The 16,774-nt window shown below is 66.0% G+C and carries 13 protein-coding genes; 10 read left to right on the forward strand and 3 right to left on the reverse strand.

Annotation, left to right across the window (positions count from 1 at the left end; all coding sequences use genetic code 11):
* Entirely contained in the window at window positions 1-1,725 is a 1,725-nt protein-coding gene (locus RND64_RS06475; RefSeq protein WP_049699733.1) for an AMP-binding protein, read from the forward strand.
* Window positions 1,722-5,021: an acetyl-CoA carboxylase family protein gene (locus RND64_RS06480; protein WP_049699732.1), complete on the forward strand. Its 3,300-nt coding sequence runs from the start codon at window positions 1,722-1,724 to the stop codon at window positions 5,019-5,021. The genes RND64_RS06475 and RND64_RS06480 overlap by 4 nt, the downstream gene beginning before the upstream one ends.
* An 85-nt stretch (window positions 5,022-5,106) precedes the next feature.
* Here the strand turns inward: RND64_RS06480 and RND64_RS06485 are convergent, their stop codons facing one another.
* The 3 genes from RND64_RS06485 to RND64_RS06495 are packed head-to-tail and all read right to left on the reverse strand — an operon-like array spanning window position 5,107 to window position 8,146.
* A complete protein-coding gene (locus tag RND64_RS06485; RefSeq protein WP_049699731.1) occupies window positions 5,107-6,114 on the reverse strand; it encodes an NADP-dependent oxidoreductase in 1,008 nt (335 codons plus the stop codon).
* A complete protein-coding gene (locus tag RND64_RS06490) occupies window positions 6,111-7,622 on the reverse strand; it encodes an AMP-binding protein (RefSeq protein WP_049699730.1) in 1,512 nt (503 codons plus the stop codon). The genes RND64_RS06485 and RND64_RS06490 overlap by 4 nt, the downstream gene beginning before the upstream one ends.
* 47 nt (window positions 7,623-7,669) lie before the next feature.
* On the reverse strand, window positions 7,670-8,146 hold the full coding sequence (locus tag RND64_RS06495; protein ID WP_049699833.1) for a MaoC family dehydratase: 477 nt from the start codon (window positions 8,144-8,146) through the stop codon (window positions 7,670-7,672).
* 201 nt (window positions 8,147-8,347) lie between these two features.
* On the opposite strand from RND64_RS06495, the gene RND64_RS06500 reads away from it, so the two are divergent.
* The 8 genes from RND64_RS06500 (at window position 8,348) to sfnG (ending at window position 16,719) form a co-directional block, all read left to right on the forward strand.
* Window positions 8,348-9,109 carry an SDR family oxidoreductase gene (locus RND64_RS06500; RefSeq protein ID WP_049699729.1) on the forward strand — a complete coding sequence of 254 codons (762 nt, stop codon included), beginning with the start codon at window positions 8,348-8,350 and terminating at the stop codon, window positions 9,107-9,109.
* Between the two features lie 93 nt (window positions 9,110-9,202).
* On the forward strand, window positions 9,203-9,955 hold the full coding sequence (locus RND64_RS06505) for an SDR family oxidoreductase (RefSeq protein WP_049699728.1): 753 nt from the start codon (window positions 9,203-9,205) through the stop codon (window positions 9,953-9,955).
* Between the two features lie 53 nt (window positions 9,956-10,008).
* Entirely contained in the window at window positions 10,009-11,217 is a 1,209-nt protein-coding gene (locus RND64_RS06510) for an acyl-CoA dehydrogenase family protein (protein ID WP_049699727.1), read from the forward strand.
* Between the two features lie 14 nt (window positions 11,218-11,231).
* The gene (locus RND64_RS06515; protein WP_049699832.1) at window positions 11,232-12,377 is read left to right on the forward strand and encodes an acyl-CoA dehydrogenase family protein; all 1,146 of its coding nucleotides are present in this window, start codon (window positions 11,232-11,234) and stop codon (window positions 12,375-12,377) included.
* Between the two features lie 79 nt (window positions 12,378-12,456).
* Entirely contained in the window at window positions 12,457-13,440 is a 984-nt protein-coding gene (locus RND64_RS06520; protein ID WP_049699726.1) for an NADPH:quinone oxidoreductase family protein, read from the forward strand.
* 53 nt (window positions 13,441-13,493) lie between these two features.
* Window positions 13,494-14,696, forward strand: coding sequence for an acetyl-CoA C-acyltransferase (locus RND64_RS06525; RefSeq protein WP_049699725.1), 1,203 nt, complete (start codon window positions 13,494-13,496; stop codon window positions 14,694-14,696).
* Window positions 14,697-14,779: 83 nt separating this feature from the next.
* Window positions 14,780-15,463: a TetR family transcriptional regulator gene (locus RND64_RS06530; protein ID WP_049699724.1), complete on the forward strand. Its 684-nt coding sequence runs from the start codon at window positions 14,780-14,782 to the stop codon at window positions 15,461-15,463.
* Between the two features lie 146 nt (window positions 15,464-15,609).
* Window positions 15,610-16,719: a dimethylsulfone monooxygenase SfnG gene (gene sfnG / locus RND64_RS06535; RefSeq protein WP_049699831.1), complete on the forward strand. Its 1,110-nt coding sequence runs from the start codon at window positions 15,610-15,612 to the stop codon at window positions 16,717-16,719.
* The last annotated feature ends 55 nt before the right edge of the window (window positions 16,720-16,774 follow it).

Consider the following 16,774-nt stretch of genomic DNA (forward strand, 5'->3'; position numbering starts at 1 on the left):
GTGAACACCTCAACGACGACCACCTCGCCGACACCAGCAGTCGACGACCCGCTCGAGAGCGCGTTGGCCGAGGTCGGCCGCGTCCAGCAGGCGCACTGGCCGGTCGACGTCCCGCGGACCGTGGAATCCTCGGTCGACGCGCAGGGCATCGTCGGTTACCTGCGGCACTGGGCACGCGAGACTCCCGCTGCGGTCGCGATCGCCTTCTATGGACGCGAGATCACCTATGCCGAATACGACGCACTATCCGACAGCGTCGCCGGCTGGCTACGCGCTCAGGGGATTGGCGTCGGCGACAGCGTTGGCCTGTACCTGGGCAACTGTCCGCAGTTCCACATCACGATGCTCGCGATCCTCAAACTGGGTGCCGTCCATGTGCCCGTGAATCCGATGCTGCGCGAGCACGAACTCGCTCATGAACTCGCCGACGCCGAGGTGAGTGTGGTGCTGACCCAACCCGCGCTCGCCGGCCTCGTCGACGCGGTTCGCGATCGCACTCAGGTGCGCGTCGTCGCGACGACGGATCCCTCCGACATGCTGCTCGCGGACAGTCCCGACGCGCCGTTCGAGCGCACCGGGCAGGAGACGGACTGGGCTCGGATCGTCGCAACGCCTGCGCCTGCCGACTTCCCGGAGGTCGACCCCGATCGTCTTGCCGCGCTGAACTATACGGGCGGGACGACCGGAATGCCCAAGGGCTGTCAGCACACTCAGGCGCACATGCTCTACACCGCCGTGACGGCGACTGCGGCCCATGGTCGTCGGGTCGGGGCCGTGCATGGCGCGTCGCTGGTTTTCATGCCGGTGTTCTGGATCGCAGGGGAGGACACCGGCATCCTGGTCCCGCTGGTGAACGGCGACACCGTCGTCTTGCTGACGAGATGGGACGCGCGTGTCGTACTCGACAGCATCGAGAACTATCGCGTGGATTCGATGATCGGCACCGTCGACAACTACATCGAATTGATGGAGCGCGAAGACTTTTCGACGCACGACCTCACATCGTTGACCAACCCGCTCGCGGTGTCGTTTGTGTCCAAACTCGACCCGACGGTCCGGGCTCGCTGGCGTGAGGCGACCGGGAACACGTTGCGCGAAGGCAGCTACGGGATGACCGAAACGCACACCGCGGACACCATCACGCTTGGCTATTCCGCCGACGACTACGATCTGTTGGGCGACCCGGTGTTCTGCGGCGTGCCCGTTCCCGGAACCGACATCCTGATCGTCGACGCCGATGGCAATCCGGTTCCGCTCGGTAGCGAGGGTCAGATCATCGTGCGTAGTCCGTCGGTGATGCTCGGCTACCACCGCAATCCCGAGGCTACTGCCGACGCATTGCGCGACGGTTGGCTCCAGACAGGCGATTTCGGCAAGTTCAGTGACCGCGGAGCGCTGCACTACCTGGCGCGCAACAAAGAGATGATCAAGACCAACGGCATGAGCGTCTTCCCCTCCGAGGTCGAGTCGCTGCTGATGCTTCATCCGGCCGTCGACAAGGCTGCGGTGGTACCCAAACCGGATCGACGACGAGGTCAGATCGCCTTCGCATTTGTGCAACTACGCGGCGGAGAGAAGCTCACGGCCGACGAGATCGTCGCATGGGCTCGACAGAACATGGCAGGCTACAAGGTGCCCGAGGTCGAGATCATCGAACAACTTCCGATGACCGCGACGGGCAAGGTCCGCAAGGGCGATCTCTTCGCGAAGGTTGGCAAAGCATGAGTTCAGCAACCGTCCTCGTGGCGAACCGCGGGGAGATCGCACTCCGCATCATCCGCACCGCGCGGGAAACCGGGCATCGCGTCGTCGCGGTGTATGCCGCCGACGACGCGCAGTCACCACACGTCAGTGCCGCCGACGAGGCCGTCGCGCTCGAGGGCGTCGGGGCGCAGGCGTACCTCGACGTCGACGCGATCATCGACGCCGCACAGCGCACCGGGGCCACGTTTATTCATCCCGGATACGGATTCCTCAGCGAGGAGCCACGTTTGGCGCGTGCCTGCGCTGCCGCAGGGCTACGGTTCGTCGGTCCGTCGGCGGAGGCTCTCGAGACGTTCGGCGACAAGGCGTCGGCCAGACGAGCAGCGATCGCCGCAGATGTACCCGTACTCGACGCCACCGAGAGCGGTGTCGACGAGGCGCAGGTCGCCCAACTGCTTGCCGCACACCCGTCGGGCGTGATGATCAAAGCGGTTGCAGGCGGTGGCGGTCGAGGCATGCGCGAGGTCACCTCTGCCGACCAGATCGCCGACGCGATGAAGGCATGTGCCGCAGAGGCGCAGGCAGGATTCGGCAACGCGGACCTGTTCGCCGAGGAACTCTGCGGTTCGGCGCGGCACATCGAGGTGCAGATCATCTCGGCGGAGTCCGCCTCGGGGACAGGAGCTTCAGGAACTGGGGCGTCAGGAACAACAGCACTCGCGCTCGGTGATCGCGACTGCAGTGTGCAGCGCAGACATCAGAAGCTCATCGAGATCGCACCGGCACAACATCTCTCCGACGAGATGCGTGCCGGACTGCACGCGTGCGCGGCACGGCTGTGTGCCGCCAATGGATATCGCGGGCTGGCGACGGTCGAGTTCCTCGTCGCGGGCGATCGGTTCGTTTTCCTCGAGGTCAATCCGCGAATTCAGGTGGAGCACACCATCACCGAAGAGGTGACCGGTTGCGACCTCGTCGAGATCGGGTTGGCCATCGCCGCAGACCGGCGCTTCGGAGAGCTGGGGCTACCCGCGGGCATCACCTCCGACGGTGAAGCCGTGACCGGAACACCCGTGGATACGGCCGGTGTCGCGATCCAGGCTCGCGTGAACATGGAGACCACAACCCCGGATGGCACAACAGTGCCGCAATCGGGCACGTTGCGATCGTTCTCTGCGCCAACGGGACCCGGGGTACGGGTGGACACGTTCGGGCGGCCGGGTCTCACGACGAGCCCGCGCTACGATTCGTTGCTCGCCAAGGTGATCGGCCACACCGCGCGGGGTGACTTCACCATCGCGACGCGCAAGACCGCCGATGCGTTGGGCGAATTCGTCATCGACGGCGTCGCGACCAACGTCGGCCTGCTACGCGCGATACTCGGCGACAAGACATTCGGCGCAGGCTCGGTCACGACGAGATACCTCGGCGAACAAATCGACGAACTCGTCGCGCGCGCAACCGATTTCGACACCGCAGGCGCGGCCGCGCCGATCGCCGACGACGCCGCGGCACCGGTCCTCGACGTCGAACTCGCCGACGGCGAGGACGTGCTGGTGGCCCCGATGTCGGGCGTGGTCGTCGAGGTGGCGGAGGCGGGCGTCGCCGCAGCGCCCGGTACGGCACTCGTCGTGCTGGAAGCGATGAAGATGCAGCACACCGTGTCGATGCCCACCGCGGCAACACTGATCCGGGCGCTGGTCGAACCGGGTCAGGCCGTCGCAACCGGTCAACCGTTGGCGGTCATCGGAGCCGCCGGCGGTGATGCAGATGTCGAGACTCGCGCTGAGATCGACCCGGACCACATCCGGCCCGATCTCGCCGAGATCAACGCGCGGCACGAGGTGACGCTGGACGCCGCGCGTCCCGACGCGGTTGCCAAGCGCCACCGAATCGGTCGACGTACCGCTCGCGAGAACATCACCGACCTCGTCGACGAGGACAGCTTTGTCGAGTACGGGGCCTTGGCTCTTGCAGCCCAGCGCACGCGCCGCACCGAAGAAGATCTCGTCGCGAACACTCCCGCGGACGGACTGGTCGGCGGCGTCGCGACGATCGGCGCCGACCGGTTTGGTGCCAAAGCTGCTGAAGCTGTGGTGATCTCGTACGACTACACGGTGCTTGCGGGCACGCAGGGATTGCGTAACCACGCCAAGACCGATCGGCTGATCGAGTTGGCCAAGCGCAAGAACGTTCCGCTGGTGCTTTTCGCCGAGGGCGGTGGAGGCCGGCCGGGCGATACCGATGCCAACGGCGCGGCGGGCTTGGAGCTCAACACGTTCCGCGAGATGGCCTCGTTGCGCGGTCGGGTCCCGACGATCGCTGTTGTCTCGGGACGGTGCTTCGCGGGCAACGCCGCACTCGCCGGAGCGTGCGACGTCCTCATCGCCACACCCGAGGCCAACATCGGCATGGGCGGTCCGGCGATGGTCGAGGGCGGCGGTCTTGGTGTCTTCCGCCCCGAGGACATCGGTCCGGTCGAGCTTCAGCGTCGCAACGGCGTCGTACACATCGCGGCGCGCGACGAAGCCGACGCCGTCGATCTGGCTCGTCGATACCTGGCGTACTTCCAGGGCGACGTCGTCTACTGGGACGCGCCGGACACCAGGCTCTCCCGACACGTGGTCCCCGAGAATCGACTGCGCGCCTACGACGTTCGCGAGGCGATCGACTCCATTGCGGATCCCGCCTCGACGCTCGAGGTGCGGGCTGACTACGGCATGGGAGTCGTCACCGCGCTGATCCGAGTCGAAGGCGTGGCATACGGGGTGGTCGCGAACTCGAGTGCGCACCTCGGTGGCGCGATCGACGCGGAGGCCGCCGACAAGGCTGCCGACTTCCTGGAAATGTGCGAAGCGCACAGGCTCCCGGTGGTGACCCTGTGCGACACACCGGGATTCATGGTGGGGCCTGAGTCCGAGGAGCACGCGACCGTGCGGCGGTTCTCGCGGTTGTTCGTCGCGGGTGCGCGGCTGACGGTGCCGTTGGGAACGATCATCCTACGCAAGGGCTACGGGCTCGGGGCGATGGCGATGGCGGGCGGTTCATTCCACGCACCGCAGTTCACCGTCGCGTGGCCGACCGGCGAGATCGGTCCGATGGGACTGGAGGGCTCGGTACGACTGGGATTCCGAAAGGAACTCGAGGCGATCGACGATCCTGCCGAGCGGGACGCGTTGTTCGCCGAGTTGGTGGCGAAGGCGTACGAACACGGCAAGGCGCTGCACTCGGCCACGACCTTCGAACTCGACGACGTGATCGACCCCGCCGACTCACGGGCCTGGATTCGTCAGCTCGGTCGTCAGCGACACCAGTAAGAGCGACACAACTACAACAGCACCACAAAACCCAGAGCGGGGGAGGAAATTTCCTCCCCCGCTCTGGGTTTCGTTCCAGCGGGTACTAGCGGATCTGCAACACCAGCTTGCCCGTGTTGGCGCCCGAGAACAGCATGGCGAGCGTGTCGCCGAACGCGGTGATGTCGCCCTTTTCGACCTGCTCGGCCGCGGTGATCTGACCCGACCGAATCCAGGCCTGCAATGCGGCCTGGGCCTCCGGGTAGCGACGCCGGTAGTCGAAGATGATGAATCCCGCCATCGATGCGCGGTTGATCAACAGCGACAGGTAGCGCGACGGTCCGGGCGGTGGTGTCGTGGCGTTGTAGCCCGAGATGGCTCCGCAGATCGCCACGCGCGCGTGCGTACGCAACTGTGCCAGAGCCGAATTGAGGATATCGCCGCCGACATTGTCGAAGTACACATCGACGCCCTCAGGAGCGGCCGCACGCAGCGGCCTGCCGATGGAACCCTGCTTGTAGTCGATGGCAGCGTCGAATCCGAGTTCGTCGGTCAGCCATGAGCACTTGCGCTCGCCACCGGCCACCCCGATCACCCTGCAGCCCATCAGCTTTGCGATCTGCCCGGCGACGCTGCCGACGGCGCCCGCCGCGCCCGAAATCAGCACGGTGTCGCCAGGCTTCGTCTGTGCGACGTCGAGCAGCCCGAAATACGCTGTCATCCCGGGGAATCCGAGCGCGCCGAGCCAGGTCGGTGCGGGCGCGAGATCGGTATCGACCACCATGATGTCGTGGCCGTCGGACACGGCGTACTCCTGCGCACCGAACGGTCCGGACACCACGGTGTCCACGGGGTACTTGTCATTCTCCGACGCCACGACGGTGCCGACGGCGTGTGCGCGCATCACCTCGCCGATGCCCACCGGAGGGATGTACGACGGCACGTCGTCGAGCCAACCGCGCATGGCGGGATCGACCGAGACATAGTCGACGGCGACAACGAACTCGCCCGCCGACGGTTGTGGGATCGGTTCCTCGGTGACGGTGAATGTGTTCTCGTCGATCTCACCCGTGGGTCGTGCTGCGAGTCTGATCTGGCGGTTGACTGCACTCATGCGGTGGTCCTCCTCAGGGCCGTGCGATCGATGTTGCGTTTGAGGATCTTTCCGGTCGATCCCTTGGGGAGCTCGTCGACGAACAAGACCATGCGGGGAATCTTGTAGGCGGACAGACGCTCTCGGCACCACGACTCGATGTCGTCGTGAGTGGTCGTTGCTCCCGCCGTCAGTACGACGACCGCCGCGACTTCTTCGCCGTAGTGGCTGTCGGGTACGCCGACGACTGCGGCTTCGACCACATCGGGATGCTGATAGAGGATTTCCTCCACCTCGCCGGGATAGACGTTGTAACCACCACGGATGATCAGATCCTTGACGCGGTCGACGATCCGCAGATCGCCGTCGACATCGATCTCGCCGAGATCGCCTGTGCGGAACCAACCGTCGTGCGACAGTGCCGCGGCGGTCGCCTCCTCATTGCGCCAGTAACCCTTGAACACCATGTCGCCCGCGATGAACACCTCACCGACGACGCCCGGTGCGCACACGGCCCCGTCGGCGTCGCGTACCTCGACGCGCATCCGCGGAACCACGGCGCCGGTGCTGCCTATCTTTCCGCCGCGGTCGATGTCGTTGAACGTCGCCATCGCGGTGGTCTCGGTCAGCCCGTAACCCTCGAGCAGGGTGCACCCGAAGCGCTCCTCGAAGGCGCGTGCGATCTCCCCGGGAAGCGACGCTCCGCCGGAGACGGCAACGCGCAGATGTGCAAACCCTTCGGCGTCCGCTTCCGTTGCCTCGTGCAGCATCGCGTTCCACATGGTCGGGACGCCGCACAGCACTGTCAGCCGATCGCGGGCGAGCATGTCGATCATTCCGCGCGGTGTGAAACGACTCAGCAGCGACATCGATGCGCCCGTGGTGAAGGCCGCCATCATCACCGACGCCTGACCGAAGACGTGGAACAGCGGCAGTCCGGTGCCCAGCCTGTCGTCTGCGGTACCCCGGCTGACCTCGCCTGCCACCTCTCCGGCCGACAGGAGGTTCTTGACGGTCAGTTCGGCGCCTTTGGGCTTCCCGGTGGTGCCAGAGGTGTAGAGCAGGGCGGCGGTCTCGTCGGGTGCACGGTCGACGGGGGCCTCGAGCGGTGTCGCGGTCACGTTGCCGGGACTCAGCGCCGAGGCATCGAGTTGCCACGAGGGAACACCGGCCCCGGCTGCCGCGTCGGCGACTGCTGGGCCGAGCGTGACGTGCCCGATGGCCAGTGACGCCTCGGAGTTGCTCAGGAAGTAGCCGACCTCTGCGCTTGTGGACATCGTGTTGACGGTGATCACGGTGGCGCCGAGTGCCTGAATGCCCATGTACGCAATCGCGAACTCGGGGACCGACGGTGCCGCGAGCAGCACGCGGTCTCCGCGTCGGATGCCCGCATCACGCAGCGCACCGGCATAGGCCAACGCCGCGTCGTAGAACTCGCCGTAGTTCAGTGACGTCGAGTCACCGAGAAGAGCGGTCGCATCGGGCCGTGTCGTCGCGTGACGCACGACGGGGTCGATGAGATTGACCATGGGAGTTGCCTTTCAGATCAAAGTGGGTGGACACGTCGTTGTGCACGTCAGGACGCGGCGACGACCCGGGCGATCGATTCGGCGACCATCACCGGCTTGTCGGAGCCCTCGCGCTCCATGACCTGCGACGTCACCACCTGGATGCCGCCGGAGACCTCGTCGGCGGACACGACGGTGACGCGCATACGCACGCGCGAACCGACCGGCACGGGAGCGGGGAAGCGGACCTTGTTGTAGCCGTAGTTGAGGCTGTGTGCGAAACCGTCGAACCTAATCAGCTGGCTCGACAGGTGGGGCCCGAGGGACAGGGTGAGCAGGCCGTGCGCGATCGTCCCGCCGAGATCGCTGGCGGCAGCACGCTCGGTGTCGAGATGGATCCACTGGTGGTCGTCGGTGGCGTCGGCGAAGGCATTCACCCGGTCCTGCTCGACGGCGTACCACGGCGTCGGCCCGAGTTCGGTTCCGACCAGCTCGGCGAGATCGGCGGCCGTGGTCGGGCGGACGGGCTGTGTTGCTGTGGTCAAGGTTCCTCCTGTGATCAGATCGCCACGGGGCGATGTTGAATCTGAAATCACCTTCAACTATAGATGGTTGTCGAGACTGCGATCACGTTATGGGTCGGTTTGTGAGGGGGCGCTCTGCCTCGCGAGCGGATTCTCAACGACGCCGTCGACGACGCCCCGCGGGTGCGTCGACCTGATCACCATCGAAAGGATCTCTGCGCCATGACATCTCACGACCTCACCGGACGGACGGCACTGGTGTCGGGTGCCTCGCGCGGTATCGGCCTCGCCGCCGCGGCTGCGTTGGCCGACGCGGGCGCCAACGTGGTCGTCACCTCGCGCAAGCAGGAGTCGGCCGACGCCGCGGCGGCTCAGATCGGACCTCGCGCACTCGGCGTCGCGGCCCACGCTGTCGACGAGGACGCCGCGCAACGCTGCGTCGAACTCACGCTGGAACGGTTCGGCAGCATCGACATCCTGGTGAACAACGCCGGGACCAACCCTGCCGCGGGCCCGCTCATCGCCCAGGACCACGCACGATTTGCCAAGACCGTCGACGTGAACCTCTGGGCGCCCCTGCTGTGGACGAAGCTCGCCGTACAGGCGTGGATGGGTGAGCACGGGGGATCGGTCATCAACACCGCGTCGATCGGCGGGATGGTCCACGAGGCGAACATCGGCGTGTACAACACCACGAAATCGGCGCTGATCTACCTCACCGAGCAACTGTCGCTCGAGTTGTCTCCGCGCATCCGGGTGAACGGCGTCGCGCCCGGCGTCGTCCGCACCAAGCTCGCCGAGGCGCTGTGGCGAGAGCACGAGCCGCAGGTTGCCGCTGCCACGCCGCTCGGCCGCATCGGCGAGCCCGAGGACATCGCGTCGGCCATCGTCTTTCTCGCCTCCGACGCGTCGTCGTGGATGACCGGCGAGGTGATGGTGATCGACGGCGGTCAGCGACTCGGCGACGCCTCGCAGTATCGCTAATCCGCCCGCGGCACGACCACACATCGACGCTCACAACCACATTCACATCCAGCACAGTCGAATACCCCAATACCGAACAACGGAGGAAACACCATGGCCCAGAAGGTAGCGATCGTCACCGGAGCAGCGCGCGGAATCGGCGCCGCAATCGCGAAAAGGCTTGCCGACGACGGACTTGCCGTCGCAGTGCTCGATCTCGACGCCGCGGCATGCGCCGACACCGTAGCCGCAATCACCGCGGGCGGCGGCAAAGCGATCGCCGTGGGCGCCGACGTCTCCGACGAGGCATCGGTCAACGCTGCCGTCGAGAAGGTTGTCGCTGAGCTCGGTGCTCCGACGGTCGTCGTCAACAATGCGGGCGTGCTGCGCGACAACCTCCTGTTCAAGATGAGCGTCGACGACTGGGACACGGTCATGGCGGTGCATCTGCGTGGCGCCTTCAACGTCAGCAAGGCCGCGCAGAAGCACATGGTCGACGCCGGATGGGGTCGGATCGTGAATCTGTCGAGCACATCGGCGCTCGGTAATCGTGGTCAGGCCAACTACTCCGCGGCCAAGGCGGGCATGCAGGGCTTCACCAAGACACTCGCGATCGAGTTGGGCAAGTTCGGTGTCACGGCCAACGCCATCGCGCCAGGGTTCATCGAGACGGACATGACCGCGGCGACCGCCGCGCGGATGGGCGTCGACTTCGACGAGCTCAAGAAGGCCAGTGCCGCAGCGATTCCCGTTGCACGAACCGGAAAGCCGGAGGACATCGCCCACACTGCCTCGTTCTTCGTGTCCGAGGGCGCGGGATTCGTCTCCGGCCAGGTCGTCTACGTGGCCGGGGGACCGAAGGACTGACGGCACGCGCCTCTCCGCTGAATCCCACCCCTACCCGAAAGGATCGATGCCCAGTGCTCACGGATGCTCCAGCGTCGGTATCCGACGACATCACCGCCGACCTCGACGCGCGCGTGACCCGGCTGCTCGCCACCCACCCGCCGACCGAGACGTCCGAAAGCGATTTCCTCGGTGCCCGTTTCGATGCCGGACTGGCCTGGGTGCACTTCCCGGTCGGGCACGGTGGACTCGGAATTGCGCAGACCTATCAGGCGGGCGTCGACGCCGCGCTCGACGCGGCCGGTGCTCCGGGGCCCGCGCGCGGTCGCAACGGAATCGGACTGGGAATGGCGGCACCGACGATCGCTGCACTCGGCACCGAGGAACAACGCGCCCGTTTCCTGCGTCCGCTCTACACCGGTGAACACATCTACTGCCAGTTGTTCAGCGAACCGGGAGCGGGGTCGGACCTCGCAGGCGTGGCAACGCGTGCGGTTCGCGACGGCGACTCGTGGGTGGTCAACGGTCAAAAGGTGTGGACATCGGGCGCGCACAACGCCCAACGCGCAATCCTGGTGGCGCGCACCGATCCCGGCGCCGTCAAACACTCCGGGCTCACGTACTTCATCGTCGACATGAGTACACCGGGTATCGAGATCCGGCCACTGCGGCAGATCACCGGTGAAGCGGAGTTCAACGAGGTTTTCCTCACCGACGTCCGTGTGTCCGACGCCGACCGCATCAGCGACGTCGGCAACGGATGGCGTGTTGCCACAACGACTCTCAACAACGAGCGGGTTGCCATCGGCTCCGGTGCTCCTCGCGAGGGTGGGATGATCGGCAAGCTCGCGCAGTGGTGGCGCCAGAATCCGGACGACCGTGAGCCCGCGGCGTTGGATCGGGTGATGCAACTGTGGATCGACGCAGAGGTCACCCGTCTCGCCGGAGAACGCCTTCGCCAACAACTCGCGGCGGGCCAACCGGGCCCCGAGGGCTCCGCGATGAAGCTGGCTTTTGCCCGTCAGGCACAAGCGATCTCGGGACTCGAACTCGAGTTGGCCGGCGACGAAGGACTGCGCTACGACGACTGGACGCTGCGCCGCCCGGAGACCGTCGACTTCACCGGACGCGGACCCGGATACCGGTATCTGCGGGCAAAGGGCAACTCGATCGAGGGCGGAACGTCGGAGATCCTGCGCAACGTCGTGGCCGAACGCGTGCTCGGCCTGCCGCCGGAACACCGCGTCGACAAGGGAATCGCATGGAAGGACCTACCACGGTGACCACAACCGCACCCATGACCGCAACCGCACCCGCCGCCGCGCCGACGACTGCACCGCAGTCCGGGCAGCCGGACCTTGCCTATGGCGATACCGAGGAGGCGCTGCGTGCCGCAGTGCGCAGGCTCTTCGACGACCGCATCGATCCCGCTGCGCTGTCGGCGAGCTACGACGAGCCGACGGTCGACACCGCTGCGCTCTGGAAGTCGCTCGCCAACGAGATCGGTGTCGCGGGATTGCTTGTGCCCGAACACCTCGGCGGTGCGGGGGCGACCGAGCGGGAGGCCGCCGTGGTCTTCGAGGAGATCGGTCGTGCCGTGGCACCCACCCCGTTCCTGACGAGCGCGGTACTCGCCACCGAGGCGCTCCTACACGCCGGCGACGTCGACACGGTCAGTGCTCTGGCCGCCGGCGAGCAGACGGGAGCACTGCTGATTCCGTTCTCGACGACGCCCGGTGCCATTGCTGCGTCGGTCGACGTCGTCGACGGGGTCCTGAACGGCAGGGTCGAGACGGTCGCCGGTGCGTCGCAGGCGGATCTGCTCGTCATCCCGGTCAACGGTTCGGACGGGTTGGAGCTGCATGTGGTGGCTGCGGATGCTGCCGGAGTCGTCGTCGAACCCGTTGTGTCGCTGGATATGACGCGTCCGCTCGCCGACGTCGAGCTGGTCGGGGTCTGCGCCAATCGGGTCGACACCGCCGACGCCGCAACCGCGCTGAGCGCGGCCATCACCACCGCGGTGGCACTGTTGGCCTCCGAACAGTACGGCGTGGCGCAGTGGTGCCTCGACACGACGCTGGCGTACGTGAAGGAGCGTCGACAGTTCGGCAGGGTGATCGGCTCGTACCAGGCAATCAAACACCGACTGGCCGACCTGTGGCTCGAAGTCAGTTCGGCACGGGCGGCCGCCCGCTATGCCGCGGACACCGCGGCGCACGGCGACCTCGATGCGGCCATCGCGGCGCACATGGCGGCGTCGTACTGCGGAGACGTCGCCGTACGCGCTGCCGAAGAATGTGTGCAGCTCCACGGCGGTATCGGGATGACCTGGGAGTACCCGGCGCATCTCTACCTGAAACGGGCCAAGGCCGATCAACTCGCGTTAGGAACCGGCTACTGGCATCGCCGACGCCTCGCCGAATTGATCGGTCTCGCAGGCTGACTCCTACTTGCCGCAGGCACAGCCTTCAGCACCGCTTACCCCACAACGACATTCGTAGTCCACAGAAGGAGACACATTCATGAAAGCCTGGCGCGTCAACGAACTCGGTGACCCCCGCGACGTTCTGACCCTCGAAGAGGTCGACACACCCACGGCCGGTCCCGGCGAGGTCCTGGTGAAAGTGCTTGCCACGCCTGCCAACTTCCCCGACGTCCTGCTCTGCCAGGGCAAGTACCAGATCAAGCCGCCGCTGCCCTTCACGCCGGGCGTCGAACTGTGCGGTGAGGTTGTCGCCGTCGGTGAGGGAGTCGATCGTGCCGTTGTCGGCGAGCGGGTCGTCGGAAACCCGATTCTTCCCGGCGGGGCTTTCGCCGAGTACGCGCTGATGAATCAGGCCAACGTCTTTCACGCTCCCGATGCCCTCGACGACGCCGAGGCCGCCGCGTTGAGCATCGGCTACCAGACCGCATGGTTCGCGCTGCACCGTCGGACGCAGATCGCCGAGGGCGACTACCTGCTCGTGCACGCGGCCGCAGGAGGCGTCGGCAGTGCGGCAGTGCAATTGGGTAAGGCTGCGGGTGCGCAGGTCATCGGTGTCGTGGGTGGACCCGAAAAGGCGTTGTACGCCAAGGAACTCGGTGCAGATCTGGTCGTCGATCGACGCTCCGAGGACTTCGTGTCTGCGGTCAAGGAGTTCACCGGAGGCCACGGCGCCGACATCGTCTTCGACCCGGTGGGCGGCGACGCGTACGCCGGATCGACCAAGTGCATCGCATTTGAGGGGCGCATCGTGGTGATCGGCTTCGCGGGTGGCACCATTCCGCAACCGGCACTCAACCATGCGTTGATCAAGAACTACTCGATCGTCGGGCTGCACTGGGGTCTCTATCAGACCAAGAACCCGGCGGTCATCGATGAGTGCCACGCCGAACTGACCCGGTTGGCCGACAAGGGTCTTGTCAAACCTCTTGTGGGCGAACGACTTGCGCTGTCCGACGTTGCCGGCGGTGTCGGTCGTCTCGGCGAGGGCACGACCGTCGGTCGCCTCGTGTTCATTCCCTGAGCCCGCCGTCCACCTCAAAGCGATAACACCAGCACCAGAAAGAACAGACACTCATGCGCGAAGCAGTCATCGTCTCCACCGCACGGACCCCGATCGGGAAGGCGTACCGAGGAGCGTTCAACAACACCCAGGCACAAGAGCTCGCCGGGCACGCCATCGCCCATGCGGTGTCGCGGGCAGGTATTGAGGGAGGCGAGGTCGAGGACGTCGTGCTCGGTGCCGCCATGCAGCAGGGCTCGACCGGGTTCAACATCGCCCGCCAGGCGCTGCTGCGTGCGGGACTGCCCAACTCGGTGTCGGGCATGAGCGTCGACCGGCAGTGCGCGTCCGGCCTGATGGCCATCGCGACGGCCGCCAAGCAGATCGTCGACGACGGCATGGAGATCGCGATCGGTGGCGGCGTCGAGTCGATCTCGTTGGTGCAGAACGACCACGCGAACAACTACCGGGCTCAGGACCCGTGGCTCGTTGCCAACGTCGGTGATATCTACATGCCGATGCTGCAGACCGCGGAGATCGTCGCCGAACGGTACGGCGTCAGTCGGGAGCGGCAGGACGAGCTTGCGCTGATCTCCCAACAGCGGACGGCGGCAGCGCAGGAGGCAGGTCGGTTCGCAGAAGAGATCGTGCCGCTACGGACCACCAAGCTGGTCGTCGACAAGGAAACGGGTGAGACGTCGGAGCAGGAGGTCATGCTCGATCGCGATGAAGGCAACCGTCCCTCGACGACGAGCGAGTCACTCGCCGGTCTGCGCGCGGTGCTTCCCGACGGAGCCGTCACCGCGACGTCGACCGTCACGGCCGGTAATGCGTCGCAGTTGTCCGACGGCGCGTCGGCGTCGGTACTGATGGAAGCCGCCGAAGCGTCGCGACGTGGATTGCAGCCGCTCGGCGTCTACCGCGGCATGGCCGTTGCGGGATGCGCCCCCGACGAGATGGGGATCGGGCCGGTATTCGCGGTGCCGAAACTGCTCAAGCAGCACGGGCTGACCGTCGACGACATCGGTCTGTGGGAGCTCAATGAGGCTTTCGCGTCTCAGGCCCTCTACTGCCGCGACGAACTCGGAATCGATCCGGAGAGGTTCAACGTCGACGGCGGCGGCATCTCGGTGGGTCATCCCTACGGCATGACGGGCGCGCGCTGCGTCGGGCATGCGTTGATCGAGGGTCGACGACGCGGCGTCCGCTATTGCGTGGTGACGATGTGTATCGGCGGAGGTATGGGCGCCGCGGGACTGTTCGAGTTGGCCGGCTGAGGGGTCGCCGACCGGGTGGCGGAGCGTCGGCGTGAGCGACTGCGGTTGGTCGGCCTGACCTGCGGCAAGATAAGCTCGGGCAGGTGACCAGGACTCGACGCTCCGGCTCCGCCCATGGCGGTCGGGAGGCTGACGCCGAGACTCGCGCCGACCGCAAGAACCGCACCCGGCAGGCGTTGATCGGCACGACGCTTGATCTCGTCGCCGAACGCAGCTTCGGAAGTATCAGCCTGCGGGAGGTCGCGCGGGGTGCCGGCATCGTCCCGACCGCCTTCTACCGGCACTTCGCGTCGATGGAAGACCTCGGCGTCACGCTCGTCGAGGACTCGATGCGAGTGCTGCGACGCACGCTGCGCGAAGGGCGCCGCGACCTCGCCGCCCGGCAGGCACTGCCGACCGCGAAGAACTCACTCGACATCCTGCTGCAGCACGTGCACGACAACGAACCGGCGTTTCGCTTCCTGATCCGCGAACAGCATGGCGGCCTGGCGGAGATCAGGCGGGCCATCGACACCGAGTTGCGGTTGTTCTCGAAAGAACTGGCCATCGACCTGTCGCGGATACCCGACCTCGCCGACTGGAGCGCCGACGACCTCGAACTCGCCGCCGAACTCATCGTGAGCATCATGCTGACCGCCGTCGCCGACATTCTCGACGGCGAGCACCGCGGCAGAGGCGCGGAGTCGGCGATCATCGAACGCACTCAGCGCCAGTTGGTCATCGTGTTCCTCGGGATGGCGCAGTGGGAGCCGTCCGACGACCGTTGACCGGCGTCGTCGAACAGGTAACAGGTCGGCGCGCGCCGTCGACTTGAATCCATGCCGATTTCAACTGTGGGCGCCTGCGGCGGCGTCGATGACACTGAACTCCGATTGTGTCCGAGAGCGGACGTCCGCCGAGCAACAGGAGTGTCATGTCCACCGAGAAGATCGCCGACGAGATCAAGTTCGCGTATTGGGTCCCGAACGTATCCGGTGGACTCGTGACGAGCGACATCGAGCAGCGAACCGGGTGGGACTTCGAGTACAACAAGCGCCTCGCGCAGACGGCCGAGAACAACGGATTCGAGTACGCGCTCAGCCAGGTGCGGTACGAAGCGAGTTACGGGGCCGAGTTCCAGCACGAGTCGACGTCGTTCAGCCTCGCTCTCCTCGGTGCGACCGAACGTCTGAAGCTGATCGCGGCCATTCACCCCGGACTGTGGCATCCCGCAGTGCTCGCCAAGTTCGGCGCGACCGCAGACATCTTGTCGGGCGGGCGATTTGCGATCAACGTGGTGAGTGGTTGGTTCAAGGACGAGTTCACCCACCTCGGCGAGCCCTGGCTCGAGCACGACGAGCGCTACCGACGTAGCGGCGAGTTCCTCGAGGTGATCCGCAAGATCTGGACCGAGGACAACGTCGACTACCGCGGAGACTTCTACCGCATCCACGACTTCACCCTCAAGCCCAAGCCGCTCAACACTCCGGAACGGCCCAATCCCGAACTGTTCCAGGGTGGTAACTCCACGGCCGCACGCAACAACGGTGGCCGCTACTCCGACTGGTACTTCTCCAACGGCAAAGACTTCGACGGCGTCACCGAGCAACTCGACGACCTGCGTGCCGTGGCCCGCGCACACAACCGCGAAGTGCGCTTCGGACTCAACGGATTCATCATCGCGCGAGACACCGAAGCGGAGGCGCGTGACACCCTGCGCGAGATCGTCGAGAAGGCGAACAAGCCTGCGGTGGAGGGTTTTCGGAGTGCGGTACAGCAGGCGGGCAGCTCGACCGGCGACAAGAAGGGCATGTGGGCCGACTCGTCGTTCGAGGATCTGGTGCAGTACAACGACGGCTTCCGTACGCAACTGATCGGTACCCCGGAGCAGGTCGCCGAGCGGATCGTCGCGTACAAGAAGCTCGGCGTCGACCTGGTTCTCGGTGGATTCCTGCACTTCCAGGAGGAGATCGAGTACTTCGGCGAGCGTGTGCTGCCGCTGGTGCGCGAACTCGAACTAGCCGACCGCAGCGCGACGGTCTGACGGTGTCGACAGACCCCCACACATCAACGGCGACAGAAGGTTTCACTGCTCGGCC

This window comes from Gordonia sp. w5E2, from assembly GCF_036540975.1.
Taxonomy (GTDB): Bacteria; Actinomycetota; Actinomycetes; order Mycobacteriales; family Mycobacteriaceae; genus Gordonia; species Gordonia jacobaea.

Bases quoted from the DNA above. Each gene is read 5' to 3' on its own strand.
- RND64_RS06485 (WP_049699731.1), bottom strand. From the start codon at position 6,114: ATGAGTGCAGTCAACCGCCAGATCAGACTCGCAGCACGACCCACGGGT.
- sfnG (WP_049699831.1), top strand. From the start codon at position 15,610: ATGTCCACCGAGAAGATCGCCGACGAGATCAAGTTCGCGTATTGGGTC.
- RND64_RS06505 (WP_049699728.1), top strand. From the start codon at position 9,203: ATGGCCCAGAAGGTAGCGATCGTCACCGGAGCAGCGCGCGGAATCGGC.
- RND64_RS06525 (WP_049699725.1), top strand. From the start codon at position 13,494: ATGCGCGAAGCAGTCATCGTCTCCACCGCACGGACCCCGATCGGGAAG.
- RND64_RS06520 (WP_049699726.1), top strand. From the start codon at position 12,457: ATGAAAGCCTGGCGCGTCAACGAACTCGGTGACCCCCGCGACGTTCTG.
- RND64_RS06500 (WP_049699729.1), top strand. From the start codon at position 8,348: ATGACATCTCACGACCTCACCGGACGGACGGCACTGGTGTCGGGTGCC.
- RND64_RS06480 (WP_049699732.1), top strand. From the start codon at position 1,722: ATGAGTTCAGCAACCGTCCTCGTGGCGAACCGCGGGGAGATCGCACTC.
- RND64_RS06490 (WP_049699730.1), bottom strand. From the start codon at position 7,622: ATGGTCAATCTCATCGACCCCGTCGTGCGTCACGCGACGACACGGCCC.
- RND64_RS06515 (WP_049699832.1), top strand. From the start codon at position 11,232: ATGACCGCAACCGCACCCGCCGCCGCGCCGACGACTGCACCGCAGTCC.